General features: G+C 42.5%; 14 protein-coding genes. 9 read left to right on the top strand and 5 right to left on the bottom strand.

The features are described 5' to 3' along the window. Nucleotides 1–77 precede the first annotated feature (77 nt). Nucleotides 78–1,379, top strand: a complete 1,302-nt coding sequence (locus DFP82_RS11055) for an ABC1 kinase family protein (protein WP_110923790.1) — start codon at nucleotides 78–80, stop codon at nucleotides 1,377–1,379. 43 nt (nucleotides 1,380–1,422) lie between these two features. Here DFP82_RS11055 and DFP82_RS11050 read toward each other — a convergent pair whose 3' ends face one another. After that, nucleotides 1,423–2,253: an ion transporter gene (locus tag DFP82_RS11050; RefSeq protein WP_110923789.1), complete on the bottom strand. Its 831-nt coding sequence runs from the start codon at nucleotides 2,251–2,253 to the stop codon at nucleotides 1,423–1,425. A 318-nt stretch (nucleotides 2,254–2,571) separates the two neighbouring features. On the opposite strand from DFP82_RS11050, the gene DFP82_RS11045 reads away from it, so the two are divergent. From DFP82_RS11045 to DFP82_RS14985, 4 genes are all read left to right on the top strand, one after another. After that, the gene (locus DFP82_RS11045) at nucleotides 2,572–3,321 is read left to right on the top strand and encodes a YebC/PmpR family DNA-binding transcriptional regulator (RefSeq protein WP_110923788.1); all 750 of its coding nucleotides are present in this window, start codon (nucleotides 2,572–2,574) and stop codon (nucleotides 3,319–3,321) included. 231 nt (nucleotides 3,322–3,552) lie between these two features. Then, nucleotides 3,553–3,891, top strand: a complete 339-nt coding sequence (locus DFP82_RS11040) for a FeoA family protein (protein WP_110923787.1) — start codon at nucleotides 3,553–3,555, stop codon at nucleotides 3,889–3,891. A 199-nt stretch (nucleotides 3,892–4,090) separates the two neighbouring features. After that, nucleotides 4,091–6,010 carry a ferrous iron transport protein B gene (gene feoB / locus DFP82_RS11035; protein ID WP_110923786.1) on the top strand — a complete coding sequence of 640 codons (1,920 nt, stop codon included), beginning with the start codon at nucleotides 4,091–4,093 and terminating at the stop codon, nucleotides 6,008–6,010. Between the two features lie 10 nt (nucleotides 6,011–6,020). Beyond that, on the top strand, nucleotides 6,021–6,146 hold the full coding sequence (locus DFP82_RS14985) for a FeoB-associated Cys-rich membrane protein (protein ID WP_465182734.1): 126 nt from the start codon (nucleotides 6,021–6,023) through the stop codon (nucleotides 6,144–6,146). A gap of 63 nt (nucleotides 6,147–6,209) precedes the next feature. Here DFP82_RS14985 and DFP82_RS11030 read toward each other — a convergent pair whose 3' ends face one another. Both DFP82_RS11030 and ftsY read right to left on the bottom strand, forming a co-directional pair. Beyond that, the gene (locus DFP82_RS11030; protein WP_110923785.1) at nucleotides 6,210–6,782 is read right to left on the bottom strand and encodes a methylated-DNA--[protein]-cysteine S-methyltransferase; all 573 of its coding nucleotides are present in this window, start codon (nucleotides 6,780–6,782) and stop codon (nucleotides 6,210–6,212) included. Nucleotides 6,783–6,874: 92 nt separating this feature from the next. Further along, a complete protein-coding gene (gene ftsY / locus DFP82_RS11025) occupies nucleotides 6,875–7,786 on the bottom strand; it encodes a signal recognition particle-docking protein FtsY (RefSeq protein ID WP_227680899.1) in 912 nt (303 codons plus the stop codon). Nucleotides 7,787–8,584: 798 nt separating this feature from the next. Between ftsY and DFP82_RS14720 the strand changes: the two genes are divergently transcribed. From DFP82_RS14720 to DFP82_RS11015, 3 genes are all read left to right on the top strand, one after another. After that, nucleotides 8,585–8,749 (top strand): hypothetical protein, encoded by a 165-nt coding sequence (locus DFP82_RS14720; protein WP_181416303.1) that lies wholly within the window; start codon nucleotides 8,585–8,587, stop codon nucleotides 8,747–8,749. Nucleotides 8,750–8,937: 188 nt separating this feature from the next. Then, nucleotides 8,938–10,437 carry a M16 family metallopeptidase gene (locus DFP82_RS11020; protein ID WP_425450608.1) on the top strand — a complete coding sequence of 500 codons (1,500 nt, stop codon included), beginning with the start codon at nucleotides 8,938–8,940 and terminating at the stop codon, nucleotides 10,435–10,437. A gap of 54 nt (nucleotides 10,438–10,491) precedes the next feature. Continuing rightward, a complete protein-coding gene (locus DFP82_RS11015; RefSeq protein WP_110923784.1) occupies nucleotides 10,492–12,060 on the top strand; it encodes a M16 family metallopeptidase in 1,569 nt (522 codons plus the stop codon). An 80-nt stretch (nucleotides 12,061–12,140) separates the two neighbouring features. Here the strand turns inward: DFP82_RS11015 and DFP82_RS11010 are convergent, their stop codons facing one another. After that, nucleotides 12,141–12,710, bottom strand: coding sequence for a hypothetical protein (locus DFP82_RS11010; protein WP_110923783.1), 570 nt, complete (start codon nucleotides 12,708–12,710; stop codon nucleotides 12,141–12,143). A 232-nt stretch (nucleotides 12,711–12,942) separates the two neighbouring features. After that, complete coding sequence (locus DFP82_RS11005) at nucleotides 12,943–13,842, bottom strand: D-Ala-D-Ala carboxypeptidase family metallohydrolase (protein WP_227681388.1); 900 nt, start codon at nucleotides 13,840–13,842, stop codon at nucleotides 12,943–12,945. A gap of 302 nt (nucleotides 13,843–14,144) precedes the next feature. Here DFP82_RS11005 and rodA point away from each other — a divergent pair, with 302 nt between their 5' ends. Further along, nucleotides 14,145–15,287 (top strand): rod shape-determining protein RodA, encoded by a 1,143-nt coding sequence (gene rodA / locus DFP82_RS11000; RefSeq protein ID WP_110923781.1) that lies wholly within the window; start codon nucleotides 14,145–14,147, stop codon nucleotides 15,285–15,287. Nucleotides 15,288–15,510 lie beyond the last annotated feature (223 nt).

Below are 15,510 nucleotides of genomic sequence, written 5' to 3'. Positions count from 1 at the left end.
TTAGATGACTATCGATTGAATTGAGGACACGCCCTAGCATTATGGCTGAATAAACAACCCAATATACGGTGATATGAATGGCAAAATCGTCTGGAAAGCGCTTTATGAAACTCGCTGGCATGACTGCAAGTATTGCCGGAAAAGCAGCTAAAAACTCATTTAAGCACCTATCAAGCGATGAAGAGAAACGTCTGCAAGCACGCTCGGAGCTCATGCAAGATGTGGGGATTCAGATAGCTGAGACGCTTGGTGAAATGAAAGGCGCCGTCATGAAAGTGGGGCAAATCGCGTCACAATATAAAGATGTGTTTCCACCTGAGGTTGCCACTGCTCTAGAAAAGCTGCAAAAAGATGCGCCACCCATGCCATATGCACAGATACAGGCACAAATAGAACGTGAGCTCAAAGCGCCTGTGGGAGAATTATTCAACGAATTCGAAGAGACACCATTTGCCGCTGCCTCTATTGGACAAGTGCACAAGGCAGTATTGCCCTCTGGTCAAAGAGTCGTCGTCAAAGTTCAATATCCCGATGTGGATGAAAACTGTGATAGTGATCTTAAACAAGTACGCATGGCTTTGAAAATCGCTGGTGTGCTCAATATGAGCAAGCAATTACAAGAGCAGTTGTTTCATGAGATTCGCCAAAGTTTGCATGATGAGTTGGACTATATTAAAGAAGCGCATAACTTACGCGTATTTGGTGCATTTCATGCAGAGGACGAAGGTCTTATTATTCCGAAAGTTATTAGTAGCCACTCTTCTAAACGGATTTTGACACTGACTGAAGAGATGGGAGAAACTCTCACCGTCGCAGCGAGTTGGGATAATGACATCAAACAAGAAATAGCCAAACGCCTGTTTCATTTTACTGCAGGGCAGCTATTTGGACTGTATCGTATGCACTGTGACCCCCATCCTGGCAACTTTGCCTTTCGCAAAGATGGTAGCGTCGTGGCTTATGATTTCGGCGGTATTCGCAGTTATAGTGACAACGAGGTTCAACTGTTCCGACGTTTCGCCAAACATGCGATCAAAAGTGATGTAACTGCCCTTGAGCAAGATTTGGTGGCGTTAGATATTCGCCGTGATGATGATAAAAACATCCCTGGTGAATTCTATGAAAAATGGCTATCCATTGGCTTAAAGCCCTTCTCTATTGAACCTTATCAAACAGGCACTTTCGATTTTGGTAGCAGTCAAATACACCACGAAGCCATTGCACAAATGCGGACATCTTTGAAGTATTTTGGTCAATTTCAGCCTTCTGCAACGACCATGATGCTCGACCGAACCGTGTCAGGGCAATATTGGAATTTGGTCAATCTGGGTGTAGATATTGACTTATCGCCGCTTATCAGTGAGTACATCGATATATAGCATTGCACTAAGTAAAAACTCACATCAAAGCAGCTAGGCCATACTAAACGTGCAGCGCATGTCCACAGCGATCACAAAACTCTGCTGCGATGGCATGACCAAACTTACCACAGTTGGGACAAGTAACAGGATTTAGTTGAGGACGCATATTACGTGCTAGCTCAGAAGTGAAAATACCTGTGGGTACGGCAATGATCGAATAACCCGTAATCATGACCATGCTCGCAATCGCTTGACCAAGCGGGGTTTTGGGTGACATATCACCATAACCGACCGTCGTCATCGTAACGACCGCCCAATAGATAGACAATGGAATACTGGTAAAACCGTTTTCTGGCCCTTCTACCACGTAGATAATCGAGCCAAAAATCGTGACTAGTAGTACGAGAGATAAGAAGAATACCGTAATCTTTTGTTGACTGGTCTTAAGCGCCGAGGCCAAAAAACCTGCTTGTTGCATATAAGCTTTGAGCTTGAGTACACGAAAGATACGCAAAATGCGCAAAACACGTATGACGAGTAGATACTGCACACCTACGAACATCAGGCTTAAGTAACTTGGTAATACGGACAACAAATCCACAACCCCAAAGAAACTAAAAACGTAACGCAAGCGATTGGGGGCGGAAAATAATCGTAAGGCATATTCCATCGTAAATAAAATGGTAAAAAACCATTCTGCGTAAAAGAATATAGTGCCATACTGCAGGCGCATATATAGCACGCTATCAAGCATCACCACAGCCACACTGGCCAAGATTGCAATCAATAATACAATATCAAAAAGCTTGCCTAAACGAGTGTCCGTGCCTTCAATAATGACATGGATACGGTTACGCAAGTGTGTAATGGCTTCGGCAGTGAGTTGCTTCATAGAGTCAGTAACTTCATAAAATCAATGGCTTGATAGCATCCAATGACTTAAAATGTGATGGATAAGGCCAAGTTAGTCAAAATACACAAAACTGGTTTATAATATTGCTCACTTATCACAGTGAATACAATCTATAAGTTGCCACAGTGTAGCAAAAAAGCACTCTCAACAACATACAAATCGTTAACGTGTCAGTAGCTCTATTACGTACAAGAGATAGACTATCTATCTGATAAAACACGTGACTTGGTATGAAAGATGATTATTAAACACTTTTTTTAAGCACAATAAATAGTACGCAGAACTTAAGGATGTTATATGGCAGGCCATTCAAAGTGGGCAAATATCAAACACCGCAAAGCTCGTCAGGATGCGGTAAAAGGTAAAGTATTTACCAAGATTATCCGTGAAATTGTTTCTGCTGCCAAGCAAGGTGACCCCGACCCTGATAAAAACCCGCGCTTACGTGCCGTGATAGAAAAAGCACTATCAGTCAACATGACCCGCGACACGATTAACCGTGCGGTCGATCGTGGTACAGGCGGCGGCGATAATGAAAACATGGAAGATGTCAGCTATGAAGGCTATGGCGTGGGCGGTGTGGCCGTACTGGTCGAGACCATGACTGACAACCTAAATCGTACGGTCAGTGAAGTACGTCATGCTTTTACGAAGAACGATGGTAATCTTGGCACTACAGGTTCAGTGGCTTATCTGTTTACCAAACGCGGCGAAATCACCTTTAACGATGTAACCTTAGAGGATGAAGTCATGCTGGCGGCACTAGATGCTGGCGCCCTCGATATCGAAAATGATGGTGAAAGCTTACTTGTCATCACTGAATGGGAAAGCTTCGGTCAGGTTCAAGATGCGCTTAATGCAGCAGGTCTTGTTTCTGACAATGCGGAAGTGACCATGTCGCCATCAACCATTGCCGAAATAGACAATGTTGAAGATGCCGAAAAAGTCATGAAGATGATTGATATGCTAGAAGATATCGATGATGTACAAGAAGTTTATAGCAATGTGAACTTCTCTGCTGACGTAATGGCACAGCTTGAAGGATGATTAATATAGTCTCAAATGTGGCCTATGTTGCTGAACTTTGAGACCTAAATATTAGAAATAGCCTTTAGTATTAATCATTTAACCTTTAGAGCCAGACAGTTTCTTACTGTCTGGTTTTTTGTTGTCACAAGCCGCCTTATGGATATTGTTTTTGTGAAAGTTGAGGAATATAATCGCACAAAAACAGTAATAGTTATTATTTGCAATAATGCGAATAATTAAGGACTCTCTATGAGTATTACGATCATCCCTTCTCAAAACACCACTACCGATACGTCTACTTTTTCTGATAACAAAACCACATCATCTCCTGTCTGTTCATTGCTGGATTTCGATAAGCGTCAACCTGCCATCATTGATGAGATTGTCGCCAATAGTCGGTTTGGTGAGATCGATGGTGCTATCAGTCAACGACTAAAAGATTTAGGGTTTTTACCTAATACTTTGATTCACATTGTAGCCAAAGGATTGTTTGGTAAGCCACCTTATGCAGTACAACTCAGCACAGGCGCGCAATTTAGCTTACGTGCCGATGAACTGATAAAAATACAATGTCGCGCTGTCACATAAAGGTAAATGATAAAAAGCACTAATTGTTGGATGCCCACGTGCTCTATCCAAACGCTTTTTTCATATAGTCTATTCCATTTAAAAGTAGTACAAGACAACCAAGCGTGAATGTATATTAAATACGTCAAGCGAGGTTAACGCGGTAACACTTTTTTAGTGAAATGACGATACCAGTCCTTTAACAGTGATTCATAAGCTTATGACCTCTTCAGCAACCCTTTCAGTACCAGCCAATCAAATAAAAGCCAGCACTGCCCCTATCACACTGGCTTTGGTCGGCGCACCCAATTGCGGCAAAACAGCTACCTTCAATGTGCTTACAGGCTCTAAAGCTAAAGTGGCAAACTACTCTGGCGTCACGGTTGATAAACGCAGTGCTAGCCTACTTGGGCACTCTAATGTCAATATTTTAGATCTACCGGGCACTTATAGTTTAAAAACAGCCAGTCTCGATGAAGAAGTCACTCGTAAAGTACTGTTTGGTCAGATGCCTGGCGAATCTGTCCCTGATGGGATTATATTTGTGGCTGATGCAACCAATCTACGTATGTCATTACGTATGTTGCTAGAGCTAAAAAACTTAGGCTTACCCATCATCGTGGCACTCAATCTAAGTGATGTGGCACAAAGCCGTGGTCTGGTCGTCGATGAGTCGATACTAGCAAATGAGCTTGGCGTTCCTTTTGTCCAGACAGTCGCCATTAAACGTAAAGGTTGTGCGAAATTACTCACTTTAGCCGATGAACTGATTGATTATATTGGTTATAGCGAGCAGCCCATACATTTTTTTGAGACTGATACTGATACCCATACGATGTACCAACAGGCTGACGATATTCTCAGCCGAGCCGTGACGGCAGCACAGCGTTTGCCCAGATGGCATGAACGTTTGGACCAATTGACACTTCACCCCGTGATAGGTGTTGTCATCTTATTAATGATTTTATTTGTCATATTTCAAGCAGTATATGCATGGGCCACACCGCTGATGGACAGCATTGAGTGGCTAGTAGGCAGCGTGGGAACTCTGTTATCACAATGGCTACCGGATGGAATATTACAAAGTCTCATTGTAGATGGTATTGTGGCTGGTGTGGGCAGCGTCGTGGTGTTTGTGCCACAGATTGCATTACTGTTTTTATTTTTGTTGATACTTGAAGATTCAGGGTATCTGCCTCGGGCCGCTTTTTTATTAGACAACCTATTGGCCAAGATAGGTCTGTCTGGACGCTCGTTTATCCCCCTACTATCAGGGTTTGCTTGCGCCGTACCAGCGGTCATGTCGACCCGTACTATTCCTAGTCATACAGAACGATTGGTAGCGATTGCTGTTTTACCCATGCTAACCTGTTCGGCTCGCTTACCTATCTATGCGCTCATTATTGCCGCTGTGATACCCAATCATGCGGTGCTTGGCATATTTAATTTGCAGGGTATTACGTTATTTGTATTATATGTGGCTGGCACGTTTTCAGCGGCGCTAATCTCTTGGCTGTTCAAACATTTTCATAACACAAAGTCAGAGTCTTCGGCTTTTCCTTTATTAATGGAGCTACCCACGTATCGTATGCCCAATGTTAGGCATATAGCGGGTGAGCTTTGGGACAAAGTAAGTGCGTTCCTAATGAAAGCCGGTACCGTTATTTTCACCTTATCTGTTGTACTATGGGTGTTGGTTACCTTTCCAGAAGCCCCTACTGGCACCGCTGGACCCGCTATTGATTACAGCTTTTCTGGTATGCTTGGGCATTTAATTGAGCCTATTTTTGCGCCTATTGGCTTTACATGGCAGATGTGTATTTCTTTGATTCCAGGACTTGCAGCAAGAGAAGTCGTGGTGGCAGCTTTGGGTACAGTATATGCCGTGGGCAGTGTCGGTGATGAAGCTATCAATCAAACGCTTATTCCAATCATTCATGCCCAGTGGGGACTTGCGACTGCATTTTCATTTTTAGCATTTTACGTATATGCGCCTATGTGTTTAGCCACGCTGACGGTTATCCGCCGTGAGACCAAATCGTTAAAGCAGACGTTGGCCATCACTGGCTATTTGTTTGTATTGGCTTATGTCATGGCTTGGGTAGTCTATCGAATAACAGGCCAAATTTTTGGATTCTAAGGAGTTAATAATGAGTATATGGTTAGAATATTTTATCGTCTTTATAATCGTTGCCATCTCTATTTACTATGTATGGACAAAGGTTATATTTAAGAAGTCACAAGGCTGCTCTGGCTGTAATAAATGCGCCAAATAAAAAAAGCACCAAACCTCATGACAGGTTTGGTGCTCAATCAATTCGTAAAAAGTAGATTTACGCTTATGGTTTACATTTGACCCCTTCAAGCGCTAACAGATATTCTTTTTTATCTAGCCCGCCTGTATAACCGCCAAGCTTACCATCACTAGCAATCACTCGATGACAAGGCACGATAATACTAAAAGGGTTTTTGCTATTGGCATTAGCAACGGCACGAAACCCTTTAGGACTATCAACACGCTTTGCTAATGTGGCATAGCTGATCGTTTCGCCATGATTGATACCTTGTAGTGCACACCATACTTGTTGCTGAAACTTAGTGCCCAAGCTCATATCTATCGGCAAATCAAACGCCTGAAGCTCACCTTTAAAATACGCCGTTAATTGCGCGATGGCTTCTATCAATAACGCTTGAGAAGGCTCATTCTCGCTTAGGCTATTAGTATCTATAAAGGTAAAGTCTTGCTCTGTAAGCTTATAATGCTTTTTGAGTTTGGGAATAGATTTTGAGTGCTGCCAAGAGTTACCTGCCAGCAACCAATTGGCCTCAACGAGCATAGGGTGACCATGCTCATTGACACGGGCGATTAGCGTTAATCGATGTGATCCAAAGGCTGCTGTGGTAACTATCATGGCTTCTACTTCCCAATTGTCTTAAAAATAATTTGCTAGGGCATGTCTTCAATTCAATCGATAGTCATCTAAATGGGTTAAAAATGGCTATTTTATTCTTTATCATCAGTCTCAAATAACGCGGCAACAAACTGTTTTGGACTAAAGGCACGTAAATCATCAATCGACTCACCCACACCAATATAGCGGATAGGCACGTCCGTTGTCTCAGCAATATTAAAGACTACGCCACCTTTCGCCGTACCATCCAATTTGGTAATGGTAATACCGGTCAGTGGTACGATTTTATTGAATAGCTCTACTTGGTTAATCGCATTTTGCCCTGTACCAGCATCAAGTACAATCATGCCTTCATGCGGTGCACTTGGATCGGCTTTGCGCATGACACGTACGACTTTCTCTAGTTCGGCCATCAAGTGAGTTTTGTTTTGCAAACGACCAGCAGTATCTGCGATTAACACATCGATGTTTTTGGCTTTGGCAGATTGCATGGCATCAAAGATGACAGACGCACTATCAGAGCCATGACCTTGCGCCACCACTGGTATGTTATTACGCTCACCCCATATCTGTAACTGCTCTGTCGCAGCAGCACGGAACGTATCGCCCGCTGCCAACATGACTGATTTACCTTCACCTTGCAGGCGCTTGGCAAGCTTACCAATCGTTGTGGTTTTACCCACACCATTGACACCCACGACTAAGATGACAAACGGCTTTTTGGTGCTATCAATCACTAAAGGTGCGACTTTCGGGGTTAAAATATCGACCAGCTCACTTTGCAATGCTTTATATAATGAGTGTGCATAAATCAAATCACCACGGGCAGTCTGTTCAGTGAGACTTTTGATAATACGATTGGTTGCATTTACCCCAATATCAGCCACTAGCAGTTGATCTTCAACTTCTTCTAATAGCTCATCATCTATCTCTTTGCCACCGATCAGGATACTGACCATACCTTCGGCTAGGTTTTTACGTGACTTACTCAGCCCCGTTTTCATACGATTAAACCAACTGCCTTTTTTATTGTTTTCTTGGCTCTCTGCTGATTCTGGTGCTGTCTGAGTTACCGCTTGCGAATTGCTACTTGCATTGCTATTGGCATTAATATTAGCATTGCTACTTGCAGCGCTAACAGCTGGCGTATCCCCTAACTGATCCTGCAACGGCATGGTTGGCGCAGTAGAAATACTACTAGGTGTCGCGGCGTTATCTTTATTAACTGTATCGCTTTCAATTGGCGAGCCCAGAGCGATATTGTCTGCTGCATTGGCGACGGCATTGATACTTGGTACTTCTTTATTTACCGTGCTGTCTTTTTGCGCTGCTGCAACATCGACAGTTTCATCGATAATGGGTACGGATTGTGCCGATAGACTGGGTAAAGTAATATCGTCGTCATCCAAGTCATCAAGATCTCCGTCGAGGTTAATGACCACACGGCTATTATTATTTGGGTTATTCATAAGCTTGCCCTAAAAGTTATCACAATCAGTTATTTGTTTATTTTAAATGGATTTATCGGTCATGATGTTTTGACCATCGACATGACAAATAATTTTGCCCTAGTTTAGCATAATTCAGGTTATGCTCAGCCCTTACCATCATAGACTATCGTCAAAATTTATAAGTTTAAGAGATCATATAACCGACTGAGAAAGTTTTGCTTAAGGTTTGGACACAAAAATCTGACTTTACACATGTTAAACTTCACCTACTCTACCAGTCTTACTTCCTTGTTCTAGCTTTTCATTCTATACCTAGAAACCACTTTGGTTATCACCTTTTAGGAGTTACCTATGTCATCACTATCTAACACTTATAAAAAACATGCACAGAAAACAATCAGTATCAGTACCGTAATGCTGATAGCGACCGCCACACTAGCAACAACAGGCTGTAACACCACACATGATATTAAGCCAACCGCTACTGTTATGGTCGGTGCACACACTTCTCTATAGCACTTTATCACGACAACTAAGGCCTATTAGACATTCAAAAATTGTCAGTGCTTTTCTAACGTTAAATCGTCTAAACAATAGCCACTGTCTGTCTATACCATAGCTAAATAGTGAACCTGTCCTAATATATTGTTTGATTTATCAATCATCAGTTTACAAGCTATCATTTTATATGAGTAGAACACATCATGATATTGTCTTTACCACTACCTAAAACCGCTTTACGCATTGCTTGTTCCATCGCAATGATGACGACCCTTGCCGCTTGTCAAACCAATGCTATCGATCCGAAGCCATTGTCTACCGCTCAAATTCCAGCAATTCCGAGCATATTAAACCAAGATAAAGCAGGTCAAAACCAAACGACCAATGACAGCCAGTCCTCATCATTAACCATGGACATGTCCGGTCGACATGAGTATCAGTTAGAGAACGGTCTGAAAATAGTGATAAAAGAAGACCATCGTGCACCAGTGGTCATGTCTCAGATTTGGTATCGAGTAGGTTCAACTGATGAACCCATTAACAAGGGTGGTATCTCTCACTTACTTGAGCATATGATGTTTAAAGGCACTACTGACGTGTCAAGTGATGATTATGAGCGATTAATTGCCAAGTTTGGCGGCGTCAACAATGCCTTTACGAGCTACGACTATACGGGTTATTACGAGCTGTTCCCTGCCAACCGATTCCCCCTAGCGCTTGAGCTAGAAGCAGATCGCATGAAAAATCTGCTGTTCAATGAAAAAGAGTTTGTCAAAGAGCACCAAGTTGTCATGGAAGAGCGCCGTCAGCGTACCGATGACAATCCATTGGCAAAAGCATATGAGTCATTTCGTTTACTCGCATTGCCTGATAGTCCAAAAGGTGAGTCCGTTATCGGCCCCATGAGCGAGCTTGAATCAATAACGCTTCCAGAGCTAAAAGACTGGTATCAAAAATGGTACGCACCAAACAATGCAACCTTAGTCATCGTCGGTGATGTCGACCCTCAAGACGTGTTGGCTAAAGCCAAACGATACTTCGGTGAGCTAACGCCAAGCGCTTTACCGAAACGCCCTACTGTCAGCCAAAAAGGCTTCCGTGGCTATCAGAAAGTCGACTCCGAGCAAGCCGTACAAGTACCAGTTTTATTAATGGGCTATAACGTACCCAGCCTCGTCACAGCAGATAAAAACAATGAAAAACAAGCGTATGCGCTCTCACTGGCTCAAGATGTATTAGACGGTGGCTTGTCCGCTCGCCTTGAGAGTCGACTGATACGTGAGCAAGGACTACTGACCACAGTAGGAACGTCTTATGATTTGCTCGATCGCGGTGATGGCTTATTCTTGATTCAAGCAACTCCACGTGAAGGCGTGAGCTTAGAACAAGCTCAGCAAGCTATTATGACTGAGATAGAGAAGCTAAAAACTGATCCAATTGCTGCCGACGAAATCAGTCGTGCCAAAACCAACACGGTGACAGGGCTTGTCTACGCACAAGACAGCATGGAAGGTCAGGCACGTATGATTGGCTCATTACAGTCCATTGGACTGGATGACAGACTGCTTGCCGAGCTACCAACCAAACTTGATGGCATCTCGATCGCTGACATACAAATGGCCAGTAAAAAATATTTAGTAAAAGACAATTTAACGGTCATGCATGTCATCCCGCCTAAAGACCAAGCCAATACAAAAAAATAATGGTGTGGTAACTGTGCCAATCATAAAGACGTTACTATTAATAAGAAGAAAACCATGACTCAAAATAATAACTTATTACAGATACGAAAAGACTCTCTAAATCATGCACGAATGCCAATGCAACGACTAAACGCCGCCTCTAAAAAGCTCTCTCAACTGAGCATGGGTATATTATTCGGTATGACGATATTAACGATACCCGCACAAGCGGACTCAGCGGCTACTGAAGAATATCGTGGCTCAGCAGCTGCCGTAGATACGAGCGCACCCATTGCCGCACTATCGAAATTGACGAGCTTAAATGACGCCAAACCTTTGACCGTCACCGTACCAACGATTCAGCAGTTCAAAACCGAATCGGGTGTACCTGTACGCTTTGTACAAACCACGACATTGCCAATTGTCGATGTCGACTTGCGCTTTAATGCAGGTAGCGCACGTGATAGCAGCATCCAAAAAGATGGCTTTGGTATTGCTAGCATGACGGCGACCATGCTGACGCAAGGCTCTAAAAGCTTGGATGAAAACAAATTCACACAAGCAGTTGAAACATTGGGTATCAATCTAGACAGCAGTGCCTATAAAGACATGTTTATCGTCTCATTGCGGAGCTTATCTGATGATAAACATCTACTGCCTGCCATCGATTTAATGACTCAGATGCTCAGCGAACCTGCTTTTGACGATGATATTTTAGCGCGCAACAAAGCACGATTATTGGTCGGTTTGCAGCAACAAAAACAAGATCCCAATAGCCTTGCCAGCATTGCTTTTGATCAGGCGCTATACGGGGAGCACCCCTATGCTCATCCATCCGCTGGTACGCTTGAAAGCGTCCCTAATATCGGCAAACAACAGCTGATAGATTTTAAAAACCGTTATTTAGTCGCGGCTAATGCTTCGCTTGCTATGACAGGAAATCTAACCCTAGCACAAGCAAAAAAACTGGCTGAAGATATCACTACCAAGCTACCAATAGGTCAAATGGCAACGGAGTTACCTGAGCCGAAATCACTAAGCCAAGCAAAGCACATTCATATTCCATTTCCGAGCACCCAAACTACCGTACTGATGGGCCAGTTAGGCAGCAAACGCGCTACCAATACAAAAGATCAGCAGCAGCAAACAAACTTTGCTGTCGGTAACGAAGTGATGGCTGGGGGAGATTTTAATGCACGGCTGATGACTGAAATTAGACAAAATCTTGGTTACACCTACGGCATATCAGGATCTATGAACCCAATGCTCGCAAAAGGCCCATATCAGATTGGGTTTTCAACCCGTAATGATAAAGCTCGTGCTGCCATTGATGCCAGTTTAGAGGTTATCAATGATACTTTAGATGAGGGTATTACCAGTAGCGAGATGCAGCTGACAACAGATGGCCTTAAGAATAGTTTTCCAATGGGATTTGCGAGTAATGCGGGGATTAATGGTTTACTTGGTATGATGAATTTCTATCAGTTACAAGACAATTATCTGACCAATTACGTCAATCGTATTGACCAAGTAAAGCTGTCGGAGGTCAATCAAACAATGCGTGACACGCTAAAGCCTGATGATTTTTTAATTGTTACTGTCGGTCAGGATGACCCTTGGAAAGATAAGAAGTCTAAAAAGTAATTGCTTAGCTCAAGAGCGATGCCAGAAATAGCATCGCTCTTCACGTTTATCTTTAGTGATAAAGACAGTTAAGGGCATATTTAATTGGCAATCGTTACGGCAACGTCATAAATAAAATTTTCAGGCTTATAGTCTGCCCCATTATAAGCCAGTCGAATCACGTGCTTGTCGTAAGAGCTTACTTGATAATCACCATTGGCAAAGTTGTGTAATGTAGGGACTATTAATAATGCTTCGATTTGACGGTTGTTAACTTTAACAGAAATATTTTGACCTTCTTGTGGATATAGAAAATAATCACAATAATCATTTACCATAACTTCTGCAGTACGCTCAACAACCTGACTACCCACATTCTCTTGTATCAGTTTTGGACAAACATCTGAACGTTGTGAAGCCAATCGAGCATAAGAGTTTCGAATATTGTCTTCAATCTCTTGCGCCTCTTGTAAGGTTTTATCAGCATTGTTAGCAGTCACCTCTGTCATTGGCATACTGTCTTCAAAAATAGAATCTGGACTGCAAGCACTGATAAATAAAATTGAGAAAATGGCTGAACCAAATAAAACAATGCGCTTGTTATTTAACTTCAAAAATTTTTTGGCGGGCTTACAGGTATTATTATTTTTTGCTGAGTACTGCTTTTTCATAAATTCTACTTATAATAAATTTCTTGCAAAAGTATGGAATTACCAAGATTGACAGGCAAGCTTTACAAGCTATCTAGCGACTCAATCAAGAGATCAAATAAGTGTTACTTTTAGTTATGCGAATATATTTTATCAACATATTCATTAATACCAAAGAAATTTATGACTCATGCGTTTATTTTTTACTTTTGAACTATCTCACAGCTGATATTCTACTCATTGATAAGTAATCCTAATAGCGACAAGGCGAGCCACTACTCGCATGGTTGAACCCCCACTTACGATAGCCATCAGTATCTAAATGAATAGCGCCTGTCGCATATAACCCTAAACCAAAATTATGCCCGCTTCCCTGATATTGCCAAAATTGACACAATCCATCCTGCATTGTACTACGCTGCCATGGGTTATATTCATATTCTGGCACCCAGATGTCCATAGCACTAGCATTCATGTGCTTGCTGCTGTCAGCACCGCCTGCACAATCATTGAGGCCGGGACTACGATATACCGAACGTATTTCACTACTTGCAGGCAAGATGCCCTGCTGCTTGAGCTCACTATACAGACGTAACGTCGGTACAATGTTTGCCCATAATTCTTGCGGAGGCAACTGATAAGGCTCATAGCCACATTTACTCCAGCTACGAGCAGTAGTCAATAACTGTGATAGTGGTGGTACGTTTTTTGCGCCCACTTGCGAGCTGAGATAGCGTTGATACTCTGCCACTTGTTTGGCACGGTAACTGTTATTATTCAGCCAGACATTAAAGTCAACACTGACAGCGTCATTGTCATCATTGTTTCCTGTCTCATGGCCATCATGATTGTGTTCTGTGCCATAAGTAGGCGGACGCCGGTTGATATTGACACGTTTGTTTTCTTCGATAGATAGACGGGCATCCAAATTAAAATCACGCTGTTTTTGAGCAATCAATCCCTGCATGCTATCGCCATTGGTAGCATTGTCGCCACTCAGCATCGTAACACCAGGGCTGTGAATTGAGTTATTTGTGGAAGGTTCAATGTAGACATTACTACCTTGACGTACTTGTATTCGACGTTCACTATTATCACTGGTAAGCGCAGCATGGGCAGAAATACTGCTGGCACACACAAGTAATGCAATCATAGGCTGCTGAATATGCCTATAGTTTCGGGCTGTTATATTGATCATCGCAAGAGACTACCGCTAAAAACGTTTTATCGATACTATCAAATTTTCAGCAAGCAGGCTAAACTATCGCTTCTAATCAGAGGTGTGATATTCGTAATTAACACTTATCCTCATAATTTTTATAATTATGTGACTTTATTGCTTAGGTGTTACTTTTTACGCAACATTGCATTAGTGTAATAACATCCTGCTCTCTCTGAATCTATATCATTAGATAAAACTTTTCTTTTACACCAATTGCCAGACTCACTTTGCCTATGTCTTCTAATCCGCAATATCGTTTTTCACGTCAGAGCCATCACTTCGGCCAAGGTCATGCACCAACGCTATGGCAGCGTATTCATATCGACCCATGGCTAACACTGCTTTTATTAACGGTTTGCTGCATTGGTTTGACGATTTTATACAGTGCTGCAGCCCAAGACGTCAATATGGTCATACGCCAGATGATCAGCTACGGTGTGGCTTTTACGGTCATGGTTATTATGGCGCAGATACCTCCTAGTATCTATCGTACCTTTACGCCCATATTTTATGTGCTTGGGCTCATACTGTTGGTGCTAGTTGATATCATCGGCGAAGTACGTATGGGTGCTCAGCGCTGGATTAACCTACCTGGGTTTGGTAGTGTTCAGCCATCAGAATTTATGAGGCTGGGCATGCCGATGATGTGTGCTTGGTTTCTGTCCAAACGTGAGTTGCCACCGTCTGCCTCTAGTATCGCTATCACGTTAGGATTAATCATAGTACCTGTCTTATTGATTGCCAAAGAGCCTGACCTTGGTACTTCGATATTGGTAGCAGCCAGTGGTGTTTTTGTGTTGTTTTTAGCAGGACTATCTTGGCGACTGATTTCAGCAGCAGCCATTCTAGCAGTACCTCTTATCGCCTTCGCTTGGAACTTTCTATTACACGACTATCAGCGAACACGCGTCATGACACTGCTAAACCCTGAAGCCGATGTCCAAGGGGCTGGTTGGAATATTATTCAATCCAAAACCGCTATTGGGTCTGGTGGCCTCACAGGAAAAGGCTACTTAGAGGGTACGCAGTCGCACCTACACTTCTTACCAGAGGGTCATACGGATTTTATTATTGCCGCTTTTTCTGAAGAGTTTGGCTTGCTAGGTGTGTTGCTATTGATGTTTATTTACTCTTGTATCCTCATGCGCGCCTTGTACATTGCCTTTACCCACCCTGATGCCTATAGCAGATTGTTAGCAGGTGCTATTGCCATGTCCTTCTTTGTTTATGTATTCGTCAATGTCGGTATGGTTGGTGGTATTTTACCTGTGGTTGGTGTCCCTCTACCTTTTATCAGCTATGGTGGTACTGCTATCGTAACGCTAATGGCAGGCTTTGGGCTGCTAATGTCTATCCACACCCATAAATCAGTTTAACGCTGATTTGTCAAAAAACACTTAAAGATAACTAGGAGGAGTAAAATAGAATAGCACTCCTCCTATCAAATCTTTTGATCATTAAATTAACGGATTAAAGTAGTGAATTTAGACAGTAGTGAATTTGAAAACAATTGAGCATGAATATTAAACAATCAAATATTAAACCTAACTAATGATTTTTAGTATCTGTCTATTTTAATAGAAAATATAATGTCCATCA

Source organism: Psychrobacter fozii (assembly GCF_003217155.1).
GTDB lineage: Bacteria > Pseudomonadota > Gammaproteobacteria > Pseudomonadales > Moraxellaceae > Psychrobacter > Psychrobacter fozii.
This window is presented reverse-complemented; position numbering and strand designations above follow the sequence as displayed.